We start from the raw sequence: 15,059 nt of genomic DNA, 5'->3' as shown, positions 1-15,059 counted from the left end.
GCGTACCAATGACTGTTGGGAGCCCCGTTGACCGAGCAAGAGCTCACCGCCGCCTCGGCGGATGCGTTCGCGCAGCTGGCCATCGAGCTGCATGATGCCCCTGGGGTCGAGGAGACGATCGATGCGGTCGTCCAGTTCGCGCTGCAGGCGCTGAGCTGTACGTACGCCGGTGTCGCGCTGTACACGCGGGGCGGCAGCCCGGAGATCGCGGCGGTGACCGATCCGGTCGTGGCTGGTGTCTACGATCTGCAGCTCCGGAGCGAGGTCGGCCCGCTGGTGACCGCTCTGCGGGACCGGACCACGATCCTGATCCGCGACACCGAGACCGACGGCCGCTGGCCGGAGTGGACCAGCAAAGTCGCCGCACTCGGTGTCCGCAGCTCGCTCGACGTCCCGCTGGCGACCGGTGACGCGGCCCGGCAGACCGTCGGCGTACTCGGTCTTTACAGCCCCACCCCGGACGCGTTCACCGAGGACGACGAGGCGATCGCCCACATCCTCGCCCGGCACGCCTCGGTCGCCGTCGCCTCGGCCCGGCACGAGGAGACGATGGCCCAGGCCGTCGACGCCCGCAAACTCGTCGGCCAGGCGATGGGCATCCTGATGGAGCGCTTCGACGTCGACGGCGACCGCGCCTTCGCCATCCTCAAGCGCTACTCCCAGGACACCAACACCAAACTCCGCGACGTCGCCCAGCAACTCATCGACACCCGCAAACTCCCGCATTAGCGCCCTAAGCTGTCGGGATGGGGAGTTGGCAGCCGTTGGTGGGGCCTTCCCGGCAGGTGGCGTTGGAGATCCTGCTGGATGGGCCGCTGTCGCGTGCTGAGTTGTCACGGCGGGTGGGGTTGTCGCCGGGGAGTCTGACGCGGTTGACGAAGCCGATGGTGGAGTCCGGGCTGCTGGTCGAGGTTTCGGCCGGGCCGACGGATGCGCGGGTCGGGCGGCCGTCGCAGCCGCTTGATCTGGACCCGGCGGCGCATCATTTCGTCGGGATCAAGTTGACCGGTGACCGGGCGATCGGCGTACTGACGACGCTGCGGGCCGAGGTGATCGCGAGTCTGGAGCGGCCGCTGACCGACCACACACCGTCCGCGGTGGCTGCCCTGGTTCTGGAGCTGACTGACGATCTCGCCACCCAGGCTCCACGCCCGATCAGCGGGATCGGGGTCACGCTCGGTGGTCGGGTCGTGGACGGGACCGAGGTCCGGTGGGGACCGTACCTGGACTGGGTCGACGTGCCGCTCGGTGAGCTGCTCGCGGCTGGGACCAGTACGCCGGTCGTGGTGGCGAACGACCTCAATGCGCTGACCGAGGCGACCCACTGGTTCGGGGCCGGCCGCGGTACGGATCGGTTCGTGCTGATCACCATCGGCGCCGGCGTCGGCTACGGACTGGTCGTCCACAACAAGACCATCGAGAGCCCGGACACCAGCATCGGCCTGATCGGCCATCACCCGCTGATCCCCGACGGGCCGCTCTGCGACCGCGGGCACCGCGGCTGCGCGCTCAGCCTGCTCACCGTCGGCTCGATCACGACCCGGGTCGGCGCCGCGCTCGGACGGCCGGTCGACTACGAGGAGTGCCTGGATCTCGCGGCGAAGGGTGACCCCGGGGCCGAGCCGGTGATCAGCCAGGCCGGGTTCGCCCTCGGGAAGCTCATCGCCGCCGCCGCGAACTTCACCATGCCCCAGCTGGTCGTCCTCGGTGGCGAGGGTGTCCGGCTCGCGGAGGTCGCGCGGACCGAGCTCCTGGCCGCCCTGCACGGCGATCGGCACCCGTCCGGCGCCGAGCTGCCGATGGTCCTGCAGCCCGCCGACTTCACCGAATGGGCCCGCGGCGGCGCGGTGATCGCGATCCAGACCTTCGTCCTTGGTAACTGACTAACTCGGAATAAGCAGTTACACTCACCCTCATGGATCCCGTGAGGCGATGGATGGCGGGCTGGCGGCTGTGCCGCGGCCTGGAACAGCCGGTCGAGTACGACGACGTCCTGCTCGCGCAGCTCGGCCTGCCCGGGCGTGAGCGGGAGATGTTCACCCTCACCGACAACCCGGCCCTCATCGACCGCCTGGCCCCGGCCGCCACCGAAACCACCTGGCTGACCGTCCCCACCCAGTACGGCGACGCTGCCGCCGCACGAATGAGCGCCGCCGGACTGCAGCCGTTCGCCGAGCAGAAGGTGCTGATGTCGATCGCCCTGCACGACCACCCGCAGCCGGTGACACCACCGCCGTACGAGCTGTCCGTGCACACCGACGGACCGCTGGACCACGTGCAACTGCTGACCCCGGACGGCACAGTCGCCGCCCGCGGAATGATGGCGACCGTCGGCACGGACGCGGTCATGCACGACATCCACACCGACCCGGACCACCGGCGCCGGGGCCTCGGCAGCGTGGTGATGGGCGCGCTCAGCCGGCGAGCACTCGACCGCGGCGCACACGACGGGCTACTGATGGCGACCGAGGTCGGCGTACAGCTTTATCGTTCACTGGGATGGTTGCCGGAAGCAACCATGGTGACGGCATCAGGCAGTGCGAGCACGGTGCGCAGCGACCTTGGTGCGGTTCTGGCAAGCCGTTGAGCAGAACCGCTGGGTGCGGTTCCGGGTCGAATCCAGGAACAGATCGTCACACCGCTCGGCCGCACACCGCCGCAGCCGCTCCGAGTCGTGGCTGCCGAGCAGCATCGCCACCGCGGTAGCGAACTCGGCCAGCCACCCGGTCGCCACCGAAACCCCCGGCGACGCGAAATGCAGATGCCACAGCTGCCCCGGCTCCCGGGTCAGCTGCGGAGCCGCCTGAGTGCGGCGCAGCAGGTCGTTGACCAACTCGACGGCTCCGTCGACATCCGGCAACAGGCTCAGCGCGTCATACAACTGCCGCGCGCCCGTCTCATATTCGTGGAGCTCAATCGGGACGGTTCGGTTGGTGGTCAGCCGCAGCACCCCGCGGACGGCCTCGTCGTCCGGCGGCGTGGCCGGGCGGCCCTGCCGTGTAGGCGCACCGAAGACGTTCGCCAGCGCGATGGCCGCGGCGAGCGACGCTGCGAGGTGTTCGGTCGGCTCCACGACGCCCAGTATCCGGCAGCTGCACACAGCCACCCAATCTCACCCTGCGTAGCGCAGCTATGGTGAAACGCAGCGGATACAAGCCTTGGAGAAGGTTTTCGAGGCGAAGGGTGAACCTTTGATAGGGAGCAGAGCGTCAGACCAGAGTCGTACGTCAGATCTGCGCAACATCCTTCCGTGATCCGATGAACTGATGGTTGCCAGCTACAACAATGAGGAATATGAACTTGGTCCAGGCCCGGCAGCGCCCGGCGCCCGCGGGTATCGCCGGTCTGTCCGAGGCCGTAGTCGACCTGTCGGCGGTCCGGGACAACGTCCGGACATTCCGGCGACTGACTCCGCATGACGTGATGGCGGTGGTCAAGGCCGACGCGTTCGGGCACGGCGCCGTACCGGTGGCCCGGGCCGCCCTCGACGCCGGGGCGACCTGGCTCGGTGTCGCGCGGGCCGACGAGGCCCTGCAACTGCGGGCCGCCGGCCTGACCGCCCCGATCCTGACCTGGCTGTACGACGCCGCCGAGCTGATGCTGCTCGGCGACATGGACGTCGATGTCAGCGTCTCCACGGTCGCCGAGCTGCAGCGGGTCGCCTCGGTCCCGGCCGTCAAGAACGTGCACTTGAAACTCGATACCGGTCTGCACCGGGCCGGCAGCACCCCCGACCAGTGGATCGAACTGACCCGGGCCGCGGCGCACCACGAGGCGCTCGGGGCGCTCGTCGTCCGGGGAATCTGGTCGCATCTGTCGCACGGCGACGATCCGAACGCCGTCCAGAGCCGGAAGCAGTTGCAGCTGCTCCGGACCGGGGTGGTGCTGGCCCGGCGCGCAGGACTGAATCCGAGCACGATCCACCTGGCCAACTCGGCCGGGGCGATCACCCTGGACGCGCCGGACTGTGACGTGATCCGGATCGGCGCCGGGCTCTACGGTATCGACGAGACCGGGATCGGTCTGCGCCCGGCGATGCGGCTGATGAGCAAGGCCTTCCAGGTCCGCCGGATCGGCGCCGGCGAAGGCGTTTCGTACGGACATGATTTCACCGCCGAGCGCGAGACCACCGTGCTGCTGGTGCCCCTCGGGTACGCCGACGGGATTCCGCGGGTCGCGGTCGAGCAGGCTAGTGTGCTGTGCCGCGGGGTCCGGATGCCGGTAGTCGGCCGGATCGCGATGGACCAGTTCGTCGTCGACGCCGGCGACCTGCCGGTCGACCCGGGCGAGCCGGTGACGATCTTCGGAGACGGTTCGCACGGCGAGCCGACCGCCAAGGACTGGGCGGACTGGGCCGGAACCATCCCGCACGAAATCTACTGTGGCATCGGAACCAGGGTGCCGCGTCGCTATGAGGAGGCAACTCGATGAAGGTCGCGGTCGTGATGGGCGGCGCCAGCCCCGAACACCACGTGTCCCTGGCCAGTGGCAAGGGGATCGCCGACGCGGTCGCCTCACTCGGTCACACCGCGGTCCCGCTCGTCATCGACCAGCAGGGCGACTGGGCCAACGGCCTGCACGAGGCGATCGACCTGCTCCGCGCCGTCGACGTCGTACTGATCGGCTTGCACGGCGAGTACGGCGAGGACGGCCGCCTGCAGGGCTTCCTCGACCAGCTGAAGGTCCCGTACGTCGGCAGTGGGGTCACCGCGAGCGCGGTCGGCCTCGACAAGCACCTGACGAAGGCGGTGCTGCGCGCGCACGGCATCCCGGTCACTCCTGGTGTGCGGTTGTTCGGCGCGGAGACCAGTGACGCCGAGGCCGCCGTACAGAAGCTGAAGGAGGCCGATGTCGAGTTCCCGGTCTTCGTGAAGCCCGCCAACGGCGGTTCCAGCTTCGGCGTCGGCCGCGCCACCGACCTGGCCTCGCTGGCCGACGCGGTCGCCGCGGCGGCCGAGCTCGATCCGCAGGTCCTGGTCGAGAAGGAGATGGTCGGCCGCGAGATCGACCTCGCCGTCCTGCAGTTCCCCGACGGCCATGTCGAGGTCGGCCCGCCGCTGGAGATTCACAGCGACCCGGCCCAGCCGTTCTTCAACGCGACCGCCAAGTACGACGCCGAGAGTGCGACCGAGTTCGTCGTACCGGCGCCGTTGACTCCCGAGCTGGCCGAGCTGCTGAACCGGACTGCGCTCGAGGTGTTCGAGGTGCTCGGCTGCAAGGGTCTCGCCCGGGTCGACTTCTTCGTCCCCGCGGACGGCAAGCCGGTCGTGAACGAGATCAACACGCTGCCCGGCTTCACCCCGGCCTCGCAGTTCCCGCGGATGTGGGCCGCGGCCGGATACACCTACGCCGACGTGGTCGACGTACTGATCAAGACGGCGGTCGCCCAGCCGTGACAGTACTGCTCAGCGACGAGCGGATCACCCGCATCGAGGCGGTCGAGAACGGCGAACCGGTGGTCGAGCTGGCCACCCGCGGCATCCAGACACCCGGTACGGCGTACTCCCGGGAGGGCGTGGCCGACCGGCTGGTGATTGCGAACGCGTTCCTGCCGTCGGGGATCCAGCTGCACGTGGTCGAGGGCCTGCGGCCGCTCGAGTCCCAGCGCAAGATCTACGACGGCTATTGCGCCGAGCTCCGCTCGTTGCACCCTGATCTGGACGAAGCCGAGATCCGGGTGCTGGCGAGCCGGTTCGTCTCCCCGATCGAGGTCGCCCCGCACGTGGCCGGCGCTGCCGTCGACCTGACCCTGGTCGGCGCCCATGGTCCGCTCGACCTCGGTACGCCGATCGACGCGACGCCCGAGCAGAGTGACGGAGCGTGCTTCTTCGCGGCCACCAACATCAGCCGCGAAGCCCGCACCAACCGCGACCTCCTCGCCGACGTCCTTACCGCGGCCGGCCTGGTCAACTACCCCACCGAGTGGTGGCACTGGTCCTACGGCGACCGCTACTGGGCCTACGCCGACAACCAGCCCCACGCGATCTACGGCCCCATGCCCTGGCCTGACCCTCAGTGAAGGCCATTCCACCTGTATTTGATTGATTGCTCAGGTGACCGCCTGGCTGGTCCCATGTCTCCACCGGTTTTTCATCGTTGGAGGAACTATGACCCCGCCCAGGTTGTCCCGCCGCAAGATTCTGCTGAGTATCCCGGCCGTGGCGCTGGCCGCGCAGGTCGGGCTCCCGGCCGCTCCCGCGAGGGCGTTGAAGAAGAAGCCTGAGTGCCTGGCCGACCTGATCGAGGCCGACCCGACGGTGCTCCGCTGATGGCCAGCATCACCTGGCTCGCCGACGTGCTCCGGGCGGCCGGCGTACAGGTCGTCGAGGAAGGCAACTGGAAGGCTCGTGGGGTGTCCGGGTCGTTCAACCCGATCGGCGTGCTCTGGCACCACACCGCGGCGACGTCGAGTCCGTCCAACCCGCATCCCGCGCTGGGCATCTGCATCAACGGCCGCTCCGACCTGCAGGGTCCGCTGTGCCAGGCGCTGGTCGACTACAACGGCGTGTTCCACGTCATCTCGGCCAACCGCGCGAACCACGCGGGCGCGGCCCGGGCCAGCGGTCCGATCCCGGCCGGTGACGGCAACACCATGCTGATCGGCTGGGAGATCGACTACAACGGCGTCAACCAGCACATGACACCGGCGCAGTACGACGCATCCGTGAAGGCGACAGTCGCCGTACTGCGGCAGCTCGGCCGGGACGCGAGTTACGTCCGCGGGCACCGGGAGACTTCGACTACCGGCAAGATCGACCCGTCGTTCATCGACCTGGACGCGTTGCGGGCGGAGATCGCCCAGCAGCTCGCGGGTGGCGGTGGCGCCGCTGGTCAGGCGTACCGGTATCAGGACCAGCAGCACGTGGCGGCGGTCGGTACTGGCGGCACGTTGGTGAACCTGATGTGGTCGCCCGCAACCGACAAGGTCGTACAGGACTGGGGTTCGAGCAACCTGGCCGGGAAGCCGGTCGGGTTTGTCCACAACGGTCAGCAGCATGTGTTTGCCCGCGGCAAGGACAACACCGTCCGGCACTGGTGGCAGGCGGGGACCGGCGCACCTGTGCTCGACCACTGGGGCACCGAAGGACGCGTGCTGTCGAACCCGACCGGGTTCGCCTACAAGAACCAGCAGCACCTGTTCTACCGCAACCCGGACGGGAACCTGGAGCACAAGTTCTGGGACCAGGGCACCGATCAGATCACCACCGGTGTCTGGGCCGGCGGACCCTTCGTCGGCAACCCGATAGCCTTTGTGCACAAGGACCAGCAGCACATCTTCGGTCGCGGACCGAACGGCGAACTGAAACACTGGTCGTGGGCTCCGGGTGGCAATCCGGCGTTCGACAACTGGGGTGTCACGAGCGGTGTCACGTCGGACGTGACCGGGTTCAGCACCGGCGTACAGGCGCATGTGTTCTTCCGGAACGCCGACGGGCAGCTGCAGCACCGGTTCCTCGACGGTACGACGGTCCTCGGCGACATCTGGACCGGCGGACCGTTCGTCGGGAACCCGCATGCGTTCGCGCACAAGAACCAGCAGCACGTCCTTGCCCGCAAGGAGAACGGCGACCTGGTCCACTTCTACTGGTCGCCCACCATCGACCCGCCCGAGTCCGACAACTGGGGTGCCATCGGCGTGGTGACCGACGACCCGGTAGGCCTCTCCACCGCCGACGCCCACCACGCCTTCTACCGCATCGCCGACGGCACCCTCGAGCATCGCTACTTCATCGACGCCGAAGCCCGCCAAGCCACCGACAACTGGGGCGGCTCCTTAGCCCTCAGCTCGTGATGCGGGCGGCGTGGGTGTAGGCGTTGAGGGAACCGTTGCGGATGAATCCGGCGAGGGTCAGGCCGGATTCGTCTGCTAGGTCTACGGCTAGGGAGCTGGGGGCGGAGACGGCGCCTAGGACGGGGATGCCGGCCATGACTGCTTTCTGGGCCAGCTCGAAGGAGGCTCGGCCGGAGACGATCAGGATGAGGCCGCGGGCTGGGATGCGGTGGTCGAGGAGGGCCCAGCCGATCACCTTGTCGACCGCGTTGTGGCGGCCGACGTCTTCGCGGACTGCGAGCAGGTCGCCGGTCGGGGTGAAGAGGCCGGCCGCGTGCAAGCCGCCGGTACGGTCGAAGACCTGCTGCCGGGTTCGGAGTACGTCGGGCAGTTCGGCGAGGACGTCGTACCGGATCGTGACCTCGTCGTCGGCCGGGGAATGCCTTGTTTTCAAGCGGACTGCGTCGAGTGACGCCTTCCCGCAGACGCCACAGGACGAGGTGGTGTAGAAGTTCCGCTCGACCCCTGTGACCGGCGGCGGTACGCCGGGGGCCAGGCTGACGTCGAGCACGTTGTACGTGTTGCGGCCTTCATCGTCGAGCGAATCGCAGTAGCGGGCCGCGCGGATGTCGTCGACGCTGCCGATCACGCCCTCGGTGTGCAGGAAGCCGTGCGCGAGCTCGACGTCGTGGCCGGGCGTGCGCATGGTGACGGCGAGCGGTTTGCCGTCGACGCGTAGTTCGAGTGGTTCTTCGACGGCGAGTGAGTCGGGTCGGCTGCGCTGGCCGTTCGGTCCCATCCGGATCACCGGGCGCCGAGCGATCAACCGCCCCACGGTCGTACCCCCGGATCCAGCGGCAACAACCGCGCCGCAATAGCCTCAGCCGGCCCAGGATCCACCACAGCCAACGCGTCCGCCCCAGCAGCACCCCGCAACATCGCCGACCCCCCATGCCCCACCGGTACGGCGCCCTGCCCGGTCACCCGAACCGGCACCAACCGAGTGCTATGCGGATGACAAGCAACCCCACCCGGGATAGGCGCAATCGGCAGCGTCTGCAACGGCAACCCCCGGAGGCGGTCGATTGCCGCCACCCCCAACGTCAGAAACGCACTCAACGCCGCAAACGGATTCCCCGGCAACCCAACCACCAACCGCCCATCCCCCAACCGGGCCAACGCCTGCGGATGCCCCGGCCGGCAATCCACCCCATCCACCACAAGTTCGGCCCCCACCTCCGCCAACACCGCCCGCAAATGATCAGCAGGCCCAGCAGCCGAAGACCCAGACACAAGAATCAAGTGGGAGGCACCGGTGGAGTGCTGGTTTTGGAGGGCTTCGAGGAGGGCTTCTCGGGTGTCGGGGAGGTGGAGGATCGGGCCTGGGTGGGCGCCTGCTTGGGTTATGAGGGTGGGGAGCATGGGGCCGATGGCGTCGCGGACTCGGCCTGGGCCTGAGGGGCCTTGGTGGACTAGTTCGTTGCCGGTGATTAGGGCGGCTACTACTGGTTGGGGGATGACTGTCAGGCGGTTGAGGCCTAAGGATGCTGCTAGGCCTAGTACTGGGCCGTCGACCACGATGCCTGCGGGGAGGACGACCTCGCCGGCTTGGCATTCCTCGCCGGCTCGGCGGATGTGCTTCCCGGGTTCGGACGGTCCGCGGACCCACGAACCGTCCAGCTCGATGTCTTCGTCTCGTACGACGCTCGTGGCGCCTGCCGGTACTGCGGCTCCCGTGGTGATGCTGCAGGCTTGGCCGTCTGCGAGCTCGACTGACTCGGCGCAGTCGACCGCCACGTGTCCGATGACGCGCCACGGCCCAGCCCCGCGTACGGCGTACCCGTCCATGGCCGAGCGATCGACCGGTGGAACCGCGGCGGGCGATACCAGGGGGCTCGCGAGCACGCACCCCGCGGCATCCGCGAGTGCGCGCGAAACGGCCGGCTGCGGGCGGGCGACGAGGTGAGCGACCCGCCGAGCCGCATCCCATGACACGTGCTCGCGTCGTGGGCCGACCCTCGCACCGTCGGCCAGGTCGTTCGGCTGGGTCACTTCGCGGCTGCTTGGAGTTGCTGGGCTGCGAGGGCAGCTGCGGGGTCGAGGTCCTCGGCGCCGGCCTCGACGTGAGCGATCAGTGCCCTCTTCATCCGTGGATCCCACGCGATCCGCATGTGGTTCGCAATGGCGGTGGCTGCATCGGCCGTCGGCCGGTGCGCGAACTGGGCAGCGATCTCATTCGCCAATCGTACGTACGGCGGCACGGTGGCGCGGCTCATCGGGCATCACCGACGACGGCTGGTTCGCGAGCCTCGGCGATCGCAGTGGGCAGCAGATCCACCTGCACCGCGGTCACCTTGTACTCCGGACAGTTCGTCGCCCAGTCGGAGTTGTCCGTCGTGATGACGTTCGCACCGGTGACCGGGTGATGGAAGGTCGTGTAGCAGACCCCGACCGGCATCCGGTCGGAAAGCCTTGCCCGCAAGGTGGTTCGGCCGACCCGGCTCGACAACGCCACCGTGTCGCCGTCCTCGATCCCACGAACCTCCGCATCATGCGGATGCAGGTCGAGGATGTCCTCCGGGTGCCACGCGACGTTCGCCGTACGGCGGGTCTGTGCCCCCACGTTGTACTGCGACAGGATCCGCCCGGTCGTCAGAATCAGCGGGTACTTCCGCGTCGACCGCTCCGACGTCGGCACGTAAACGGTCTCCATGAACCGCCCCTTGCCCCGCGTGAACTCCTCCTCGTGCATGATCGGCGTACCGTCCGGGTGCTCGACGTTGCACGGCCACTGGATCGACCCGACCCGGTCCAGCCGCTCGAACGAGACTCCCATGAAGGTCGGCGTGGTCAGCGCGATCTCGGCCATGATCTCGGCCGCCGAGTTGTAGTGCATCGGGTAGCCCATCGCCTGGGCGATCTCGCAGACGATCTCCCACTCCTGCTTCCCGGTCTGCGGCGCCATCACCGGACGCACCCGGTTGATCCGCCGCTCGGCGTTCGTGAAGGTCCCGTCCTTCTCCAGGAAGGATGTCCCAGGCAACAAAACGTGCGCGAACTTCGCCGTCTCGTTGACGAACAGATCCTGCACCACGAGCAGATCCAACGCACCCAGCGCGGCAAAAACATGCTGCGTGTTCGGATCGGACTGCGCAATGTCCTCACCCTGGACGAACAACGCCTTGAACGATCCGTCGATCGCCGAGTCGAACATGTTCGGGATCCGCAGTCCGGGTTCGTTCAGCAACGGCGTACCCCAGAGCTTCTCGTACACCTCCCGTACGCCGTCGTCCGACACATGCCGATAGCCCGGCAGCTCGTGCGGGAACGAACCCATGTCGCACGAACCCTGCACGTTGTTCTGCCCACGCAACGGGTTCACGCCGACCCCGCGCCGGCCGATGTTGCCGGTCGCCATCGCGAGGTTGGCCATCCCCATCACCATCGTGGAGCCCTGGCTGTGCTCGGTGACGCCGAGACCGTAGTAGATCGCGCCGTTCCCACCGGTCGCATACAACCGGGCCGCCGCCCGCACCTCCTCAGGCGGTACGCCGGTAGTGTCCGCGACCGCTTCCGGGCTGTGCGCGGGATCGGCGATGAACGTCTCCCAGACCTCGAAGTCCTCACAGCGCGAAGCAACGAACTCCCGATCCACCAACCCCTCGGTCACCACCACATGCGCGATCGCGTTGATCATCGCGACATTGGTGCCGGGGGCAAGCGCCAGATGATGCGCAGCCTCGATATGCGGCGACCGGACCAGGTCCGTCTTCCGCGGATCCATGACAATCAACCGAGCACCCTGCCGGATCCGCCGCTTCATCCGCGATGCGAAGACCGGGTGCGCGTCCGTCGGATTCGCCCCGATCACCAGGATCACGTCGGCCTCGTCGACCGATTTGAAGTCCTGCGTACCGGCCGACTCACCGAAGGTCTGCTTCAGACCGTACCCCGTCGGTGAGTGACAGACGCGCGCACACGTGTCCACATTGTTGTTCCCGAAGACGGCCCGGACCATCTTCTGGACCGTGTACACCTCTTCATTGGTCGTCCGTGACGAAGTGATCGCACCGATCGATCCCTGCCCGTACTGCGCCTGGATCTCGCGCAACCGTCGAGCAGTAAACCCGATCGCCTCTTCCCAGGAGACCTTCCGCCACTCGTCCGCGATCGAATCACGAACCATCGGCTCCAGCACACGATCCGGGTGACTCGCGTACCCGAAGGCGAACCGGCCCTTCACACACGAGTGCCCCTCGTTGGCACCACCGTTCTTGTACGGCACCATCCGGACCAGCTCGTCACCGCGCAGCTCGGCCTTGAACGAGCAACCGACCCCGCAGTACGCGCAGGTGGTGATCACGGACCGGGTCGGCATCCCCAGCTCGATCACCGACTTCTCCTGCAGCGTCGCCGTCGGACAGGCCTGCACACAGGCACCACACGACACGCAGTCGGACTCGAAGAACGATCCGCCGGCCCCGGCCGCGACCTTGGAGTCGAATCCACGACCCTCGATCGTCAACGCCAGCGTGCCTTGGACCTCGTCACACGCCCGCACACACCGCGAGCACGCAATACATTTCGACGCCTCGAAATCGAAGTACGGGTTGGAAGAATCCGTCGGCAAGTCCATGTGGTTCGCGCCCGCTTCGACCCCAGATCCGTAGCGGACTTCCCGCAGACCGGTGACCCCGGCCATGTCCTGCAACTCGCAGTCACCGTTGGCCGAGCACGTCAAACAGTCCAGCGGGTGGTCGGAGATGTAGAGCTCCATCACCCCGCGTCGCAGCTTGCCGAGCTTCTCGTTCTGCGTGCGAACCACCATGCCCGGCGCGACCGGCGTCGTACACGAGGCCGGCGTACCGCGCATGCCGTCGATCTCGACCACGCACAACCGGCAGGACCCGAAGGCCTCCAGGTTGTCCGTGGCACACAGCTTCGGTACGTCGATCCCCGCTTCCTTGGCCGCGCGCATCACCGACGTACCGGGTGCCACCTGGACGGCGACCCCGTCCACCAGCAGCTCGATACTCGCCTCGCCCGGCCGGGCCGGCGTACCGAAGTCAGGTTCTTTCAACAGGCTCATGACCCGAAGTCCTTTCCGAAGTGGCGGACGGCGCTGCGCACCGGCAGCGGCGTGAGCCCACCCATCGCACAGAGCGAGCCGTCGGTCATCAGGTCGCACAGATCGCCCAGTACGACAAGGTTCTTCTCACGGTTGTCACCGGCAACGATCCGGTCGATCGTCTCCACCCCGCGCACCGCACCGACCCGGCACGGCGTGCATTTGCCGCACGACTCGGCGGCGCAGAACTCGAACGCGAACCGGGCCATCGCGGCCATGTCCACGGTCTCGTCGAACACCACGATCCCGCCGTGCCCGACCATCGCCCCGGCGGCCGCGAACGCCTCGTAGTCCATCGGCAGGTCGAACTGCTCGACCGGCAAATACGCACCCAACGGCCCACCGACCTGTACGGCGCGGACCGGGCGACCGGACGACGTACCGCCGCCGAACTCGTTCACCAGCTCGCCGAGCGTGATCCCGAAGGCGGTCTCGACGATGCCGCCACGGGCCACGTTGCCACCGAGCTGGAACACACTGGTACCGAGCGACCGCCCGACCCCGTACGCCGCATAGGTGGCCGCACCATCAGCCAGGATCGTCGGAACCGTTGCTAACGACAACACATTGTTGACCACGGTCGGCAGCCCGAAAAGCCCTTCCAGGGCTGGGATCGGAGGCTTCGCGCGAACCATTCCGCGCTTACCCTCGAGACTCTCCAGCATCGAGGTCTCTTCACCGCAGATGTACGCACCGGCACCGACCCGGACATGCAGCTCGAACTCGAACCCGGAGCCGAGGATATCGGCCCCCAGCCACCCCTCGGTCCGGGCGAGTTCGATCGCGGCCCTGAGCGTCGCCACCGCATCCGGGTACTCGGAGCGCAGGTAGACATAGCCTTCCGACGCCCCCACGGCGTACGCCGCGATCGTCATTCCCTCGATCAGCGTGAACGGGTCACCCTCGATCAGCATCCGGTCCGCGAAGGTCCCCGAGTCGCCCTCGTCCGCGTTGCAGCAGACGAACTTCAGGTCGGACTGAGCACCGAGCACGGTCCGCCACTTGATACCGGTCGGGAAGCCGGCACCCCCGCGGCCGCGGAGACCGGACTCGACCACGGTCTCCACGACCTCGGCCGGGGTCATCGCCAACGCCTGGCGCAGCCCCCGGATACCGCCGTACGACGTGTAGTCGTCGACGGAGAACGGATCGGTCACGCCGACCCGGGCGAACGTGAGCCGCTGCTGCTGCCGCATCCACGGCAACTGTTCGACGTCCCCGAGGCAGGCCCCCAGGTCCCGAGCACCCTCGAGCATCCCGCCGGCCACCAGCCCGTCGACATCCTCCGGAGCAACCGGCCCGTACCCGATCCGCCCGTCCGCAGTCTCCACCTCAACCAGCGGCTCGAGCCACAACATCCCCCGAGACCCGTTCCGCACAACCTCAATCGCCGGCGCGCCGTCGGCTCGCCCGCTCGCAGCAGCCAGGATCCGTTCGGCCACCTCATCCGAGCCCACCGAACGCGCAGCCGAGTCCCGGGACACGAAGACTCGCACCGGCGCCCCGCTCATCGGGCCTCTCCCAACAATGCATCCAGGCGGGCCGGCGTCACCCGTCCGTGCAACCGCTCGCCGACCTGAACCGCCGGCCCGAGAGCGCAGTTGCCGAAGCAGAACACCTCGTCGAGCGTGATCCGCCCGTCGTAGGTCGTCTCCCCGAACCCACAGCCGACACTCCGCTTGGTATGTTCGGCCAACTCGACCGCCCCAACCGATCGGCAGGCCTCCGCCTGGCAGATCGCCACCACGGTTCGCCCAGCCGGCGTACGGCGGAAGTCCTTGTAGAAGGTGACCACGCCGTGTACCTCGGCCACCGACAGATTCAGTACGTCGGCGATCACCGGCACGTCCGGCTGGTCGACGTACCCCAGCTCCTCCTGGACGGCATGGAGGATCGGGATCAGGGCACCGCGGAGCCCGCGCAACTCAGTCGCTATCTCCCGCACGCGCTGAGCACGTCCAGGAGCCGGAACGGAGGAAGCGGCCACTACCTCACTCGTCATGTATACAACATCCCGTGCTCAGCGAGCGGGGTCAAAGCAATGCTGCCTATGACGTGATAGACGCCGCCTATCAACTCCGAGCGAGTGGCCCGTGGTGGGGGTTATTTGAGTGATTGCGGTGTTCAGGTGCGTGCATCGCGGTGCCGGAGGAGCGGCCT

The 15,059-nt window shown here is 67.9% G+C and carries 15 protein-coding genes; 8 read left to right on the top strand and 7 right to left on the bottom strand.

Translation table 11 applies throughout. The features are described from left to right. Window positions 1–27: 27 nt before the first annotated feature. Genes ACFCV3_RS08350 through ACFCV3_RS08340 form a run of 3 tightly spaced genes read left to right on the top strand, consistent with a single transcriptional unit; the run spans window position 28 to window position 2,587 of the window. The gene (locus tag ACFCV3_RS08350; RefSeq protein ID WP_376027530.1) at window positions 28–729 is read left to right on the top strand and encodes a GAF and ANTAR domain-containing protein; all 702 of its coding nucleotides are present in this window, start codon (window positions 28–30) and stop codon (window positions 727–729) included. A gap of 17 nt (window positions 730–746) precedes the next feature. After that, window positions 747–1,883 carry an ROK family protein gene (locus ACFCV3_RS08345; RefSeq protein ID WP_376027528.1) on the top strand — a complete coding sequence of 379 codons (1,137 nt, stop codon included), beginning with the start codon at window positions 747–749 and terminating at the stop codon, window positions 1,881–1,883. A gap of 32 nt (window positions 1,884–1,915) precedes the next feature. Then, window positions 1,916–2,587 (top strand): GNAT family N-acetyltransferase, encoded by a 672-nt coding sequence (locus ACFCV3_RS08340; protein ID WP_376027526.1) that lies wholly within the window; start codon window positions 1,916–1,918, stop codon window positions 2,585–2,587. Here ACFCV3_RS08340 and ACFCV3_RS08335 read toward each other — a convergent pair. Then, entirely contained in the window at window positions 2,531–3,073 is a 543-nt protein-coding gene (locus tag ACFCV3_RS08335; protein WP_376027524.1) for a CGNR zinc finger domain-containing protein, read from the bottom strand. The genes ACFCV3_RS08340 and ACFCV3_RS08335 overlap by 57 nt on opposite strands. A gap of 221 nt (window positions 3,074–3,294) precedes the next feature. Between ACFCV3_RS08335 and alr the strand changes: the two genes are divergently transcribed. The 5 genes from alr (at window position 3,295) to ACFCV3_RS08310 (ending at window position 7,792) form a co-directional block, all read left to right on the top strand. Then, window positions 3,295–4,431: an alanine racemase gene (alr, locus tag ACFCV3_RS08330; RefSeq protein ID WP_376027521.1), complete on the top strand. Its 1,137-nt coding sequence runs from the start codon at window positions 3,295–3,297 to the stop codon at window positions 4,429–4,431. Further along, complete coding sequence (locus ACFCV3_RS08325) at window positions 4,428–5,396, top strand: D-alanine--D-alanine ligase (RefSeq protein WP_376027519.1); 969 nt, start codon at window positions 4,428–4,430, stop codon at window positions 5,394–5,396. Before alr ends, ACFCV3_RS08325 begins: the two co-directional genes overlap by 4 nt. Then, window positions 5,393–6,019, top strand: a complete 627-nt coding sequence (locus tag ACFCV3_RS08320; protein ID WP_376027517.1) for a M15 family metallopeptidase — start codon at window positions 5,393–5,395, stop codon at window positions 6,017–6,019. Before ACFCV3_RS08325 ends, ACFCV3_RS08320 begins: the two co-directional genes overlap by 4 nt. A gap of 88 nt (window positions 6,020–6,107) precedes the next feature. Continuing rightward, a complete protein-coding gene (locus tag ACFCV3_RS08315) occupies window positions 6,108–6,269 on the top strand; it encodes a hypothetical protein (RefSeq protein WP_376027514.1) in 162 nt (53 codons plus the stop codon). After that, a complete protein-coding gene (locus tag ACFCV3_RS08310) occupies window positions 6,269–7,792 on the top strand; it encodes an N-acetylmuramoyl-L-alanine amidase (protein WP_376027513.1) in 1,524 nt (507 codons plus the stop codon). The genes ACFCV3_RS08315 and ACFCV3_RS08310 overlap by 1 nt, the downstream gene beginning before the upstream one ends. On the opposite strand, the gene fdhD is transcribed toward ACFCV3_RS08310, so the two are convergent. From fdhD to ACFCV3_RS08280, 6 genes are read right to left on the bottom strand one after another with little or no spacing between them, the layout of a single operon-like run. Then, window positions 7,782–8,606, bottom strand: coding sequence for a formate dehydrogenase accessory sulfurtransferase FdhD (gene fdhD, locus ACFCV3_RS08305; protein ID WP_376027512.1), 825 nt, complete (start codon window positions 8,604–8,606; stop codon window positions 7,782–7,784). The genes ACFCV3_RS08310 and fdhD overlap by 11 nt on opposite strands. After that, a complete protein-coding gene (locus ACFCV3_RS08300) occupies window positions 8,594–9,823 on the bottom strand; it encodes a molybdopterin molybdotransferase MoeA (protein ID WP_376027510.1) in 1,230 nt (409 codons plus the stop codon). Before ACFCV3_RS08300 ends, fdhD begins: the two co-directional genes overlap by 13 nt. Continuing rightward, window positions 9,820–10,047 carry a formate dehydrogenase subunit delta gene (locus ACFCV3_RS08295; RefSeq protein ID WP_376027508.1) on the bottom strand — a complete coding sequence of 76 codons (228 nt, stop codon included), beginning with the start codon at window positions 10,045–10,047 and terminating at the stop codon, window positions 9,820–9,822. The genes ACFCV3_RS08300 and ACFCV3_RS08295 overlap by 4 nt, the downstream gene beginning before the upstream one ends. Beyond that, a complete protein-coding gene (gene fdhF, locus ACFCV3_RS08290) occupies window positions 10,044–12,860 on the bottom strand; it encodes a formate dehydrogenase subunit alpha (protein WP_376027505.1) in 2,817 nt (938 codons plus the stop codon). Before fdhF ends, ACFCV3_RS08295 begins: the two co-directional genes overlap by 4 nt. Beyond that, entirely contained in the window at window positions 12,857–14,410 is a 1,554-nt protein-coding gene (locus ACFCV3_RS08285; RefSeq protein WP_376027503.1) for a formate dehydrogenase beta subunit, read from the bottom strand. The genes fdhF and ACFCV3_RS08285 overlap by 4 nt, the downstream gene beginning before the upstream one ends. Continuing rightward, window positions 14,407–14,901, bottom strand: coding sequence for an NAD(P)H-dependent oxidoreductase subunit E (locus ACFCV3_RS08280; protein ID WP_376027500.1), 495 nt, complete (start codon window positions 14,899–14,901; stop codon window positions 14,407–14,409). The genes ACFCV3_RS08285 and ACFCV3_RS08280 overlap by 4 nt, the downstream gene beginning before the upstream one ends. Between the last annotated feature and the right edge of the window lie 158 nt (window positions 14,902–15,059).

Origin of the sequence: Kribbella sp. NPDC056345, from assembly GCF_042262745.1 — a bacterium.
Taxonomy (GTDB): domain Bacteria; phylum Actinomycetota; class Actinomycetes; order Propionibacteriales; family Kribbellaceae; genus Kribbella.
Note: the sequence above shows the minus strand (reverse complement) of the source record. Positions and strands in the feature narration are given on the sequence as shown.

Coding starts and splice junctions, on each gene's coding strand:
- ACFCV3_RS08325 (WP_376027519.1), top strand. CDS start 4,428: ATGAAGGTCGCGGTCGTGATGGGCGGCGCCAGCCCCGAACACCACGTG.
- alr (WP_376027521.1), top strand. CDS start 3,295: ATGAACTTGGTCCAGGCCCGGCAGCGCCCGGCGCCCGCGGGTATCGCC.
- ACFCV3_RS08280 (WP_376027500.1), bottom strand. CDS start 14,901: ATGACGAGTGAGGTAGTGGCCGCTTCCTCCGTTCCGGCTCCTGGACGT.
- ACFCV3_RS08340 (WP_376027526.1), top strand. CDS start 1,916: ATGGATCCCGTGAGGCGATGGATGGCGGGCTGGCGGCTGTGCCGCGGC.
- ACFCV3_RS08315 (WP_376027514.1), top strand. CDS start 6,108: ATGACCCCGCCCAGGTTGTCCCGCCGCAAGATTCTGCTGAGTATCCCG.
- ACFCV3_RS08345 (WP_376027528.1), top strand. CDS start 747: ATGGGGAGTTGGCAGCCGTTGGTGGGGCCTTCCCGGCAGGTGGCGTTG.
- ACFCV3_RS08285 (WP_376027503.1), bottom strand. CDS start 14,410: ATGAGCGGGGCGCCGGTGCGAGTCTTCGTGTCCCGGGACTCGGCTGCG.
- ACFCV3_RS08295 (WP_376027508.1), bottom strand. CDS start 10,047: ATGAGCCGCGCCACCGTGCCGCCGTACGTACGATTGGCGAATGAGATC.
- ACFCV3_RS08310 (WP_376027513.1), top strand. CDS start 6,269: ATGGCCAGCATCACCTGGCTCGCCGACGTGCTCCGGGCGGCCGGCGTA.
- fdhF (WP_376027505.1), bottom strand. CDS start 12,860: ATGAGCCTGTTGAAAGAACCTGACTTCGGTACGCCGGCCCGGCCGGGC.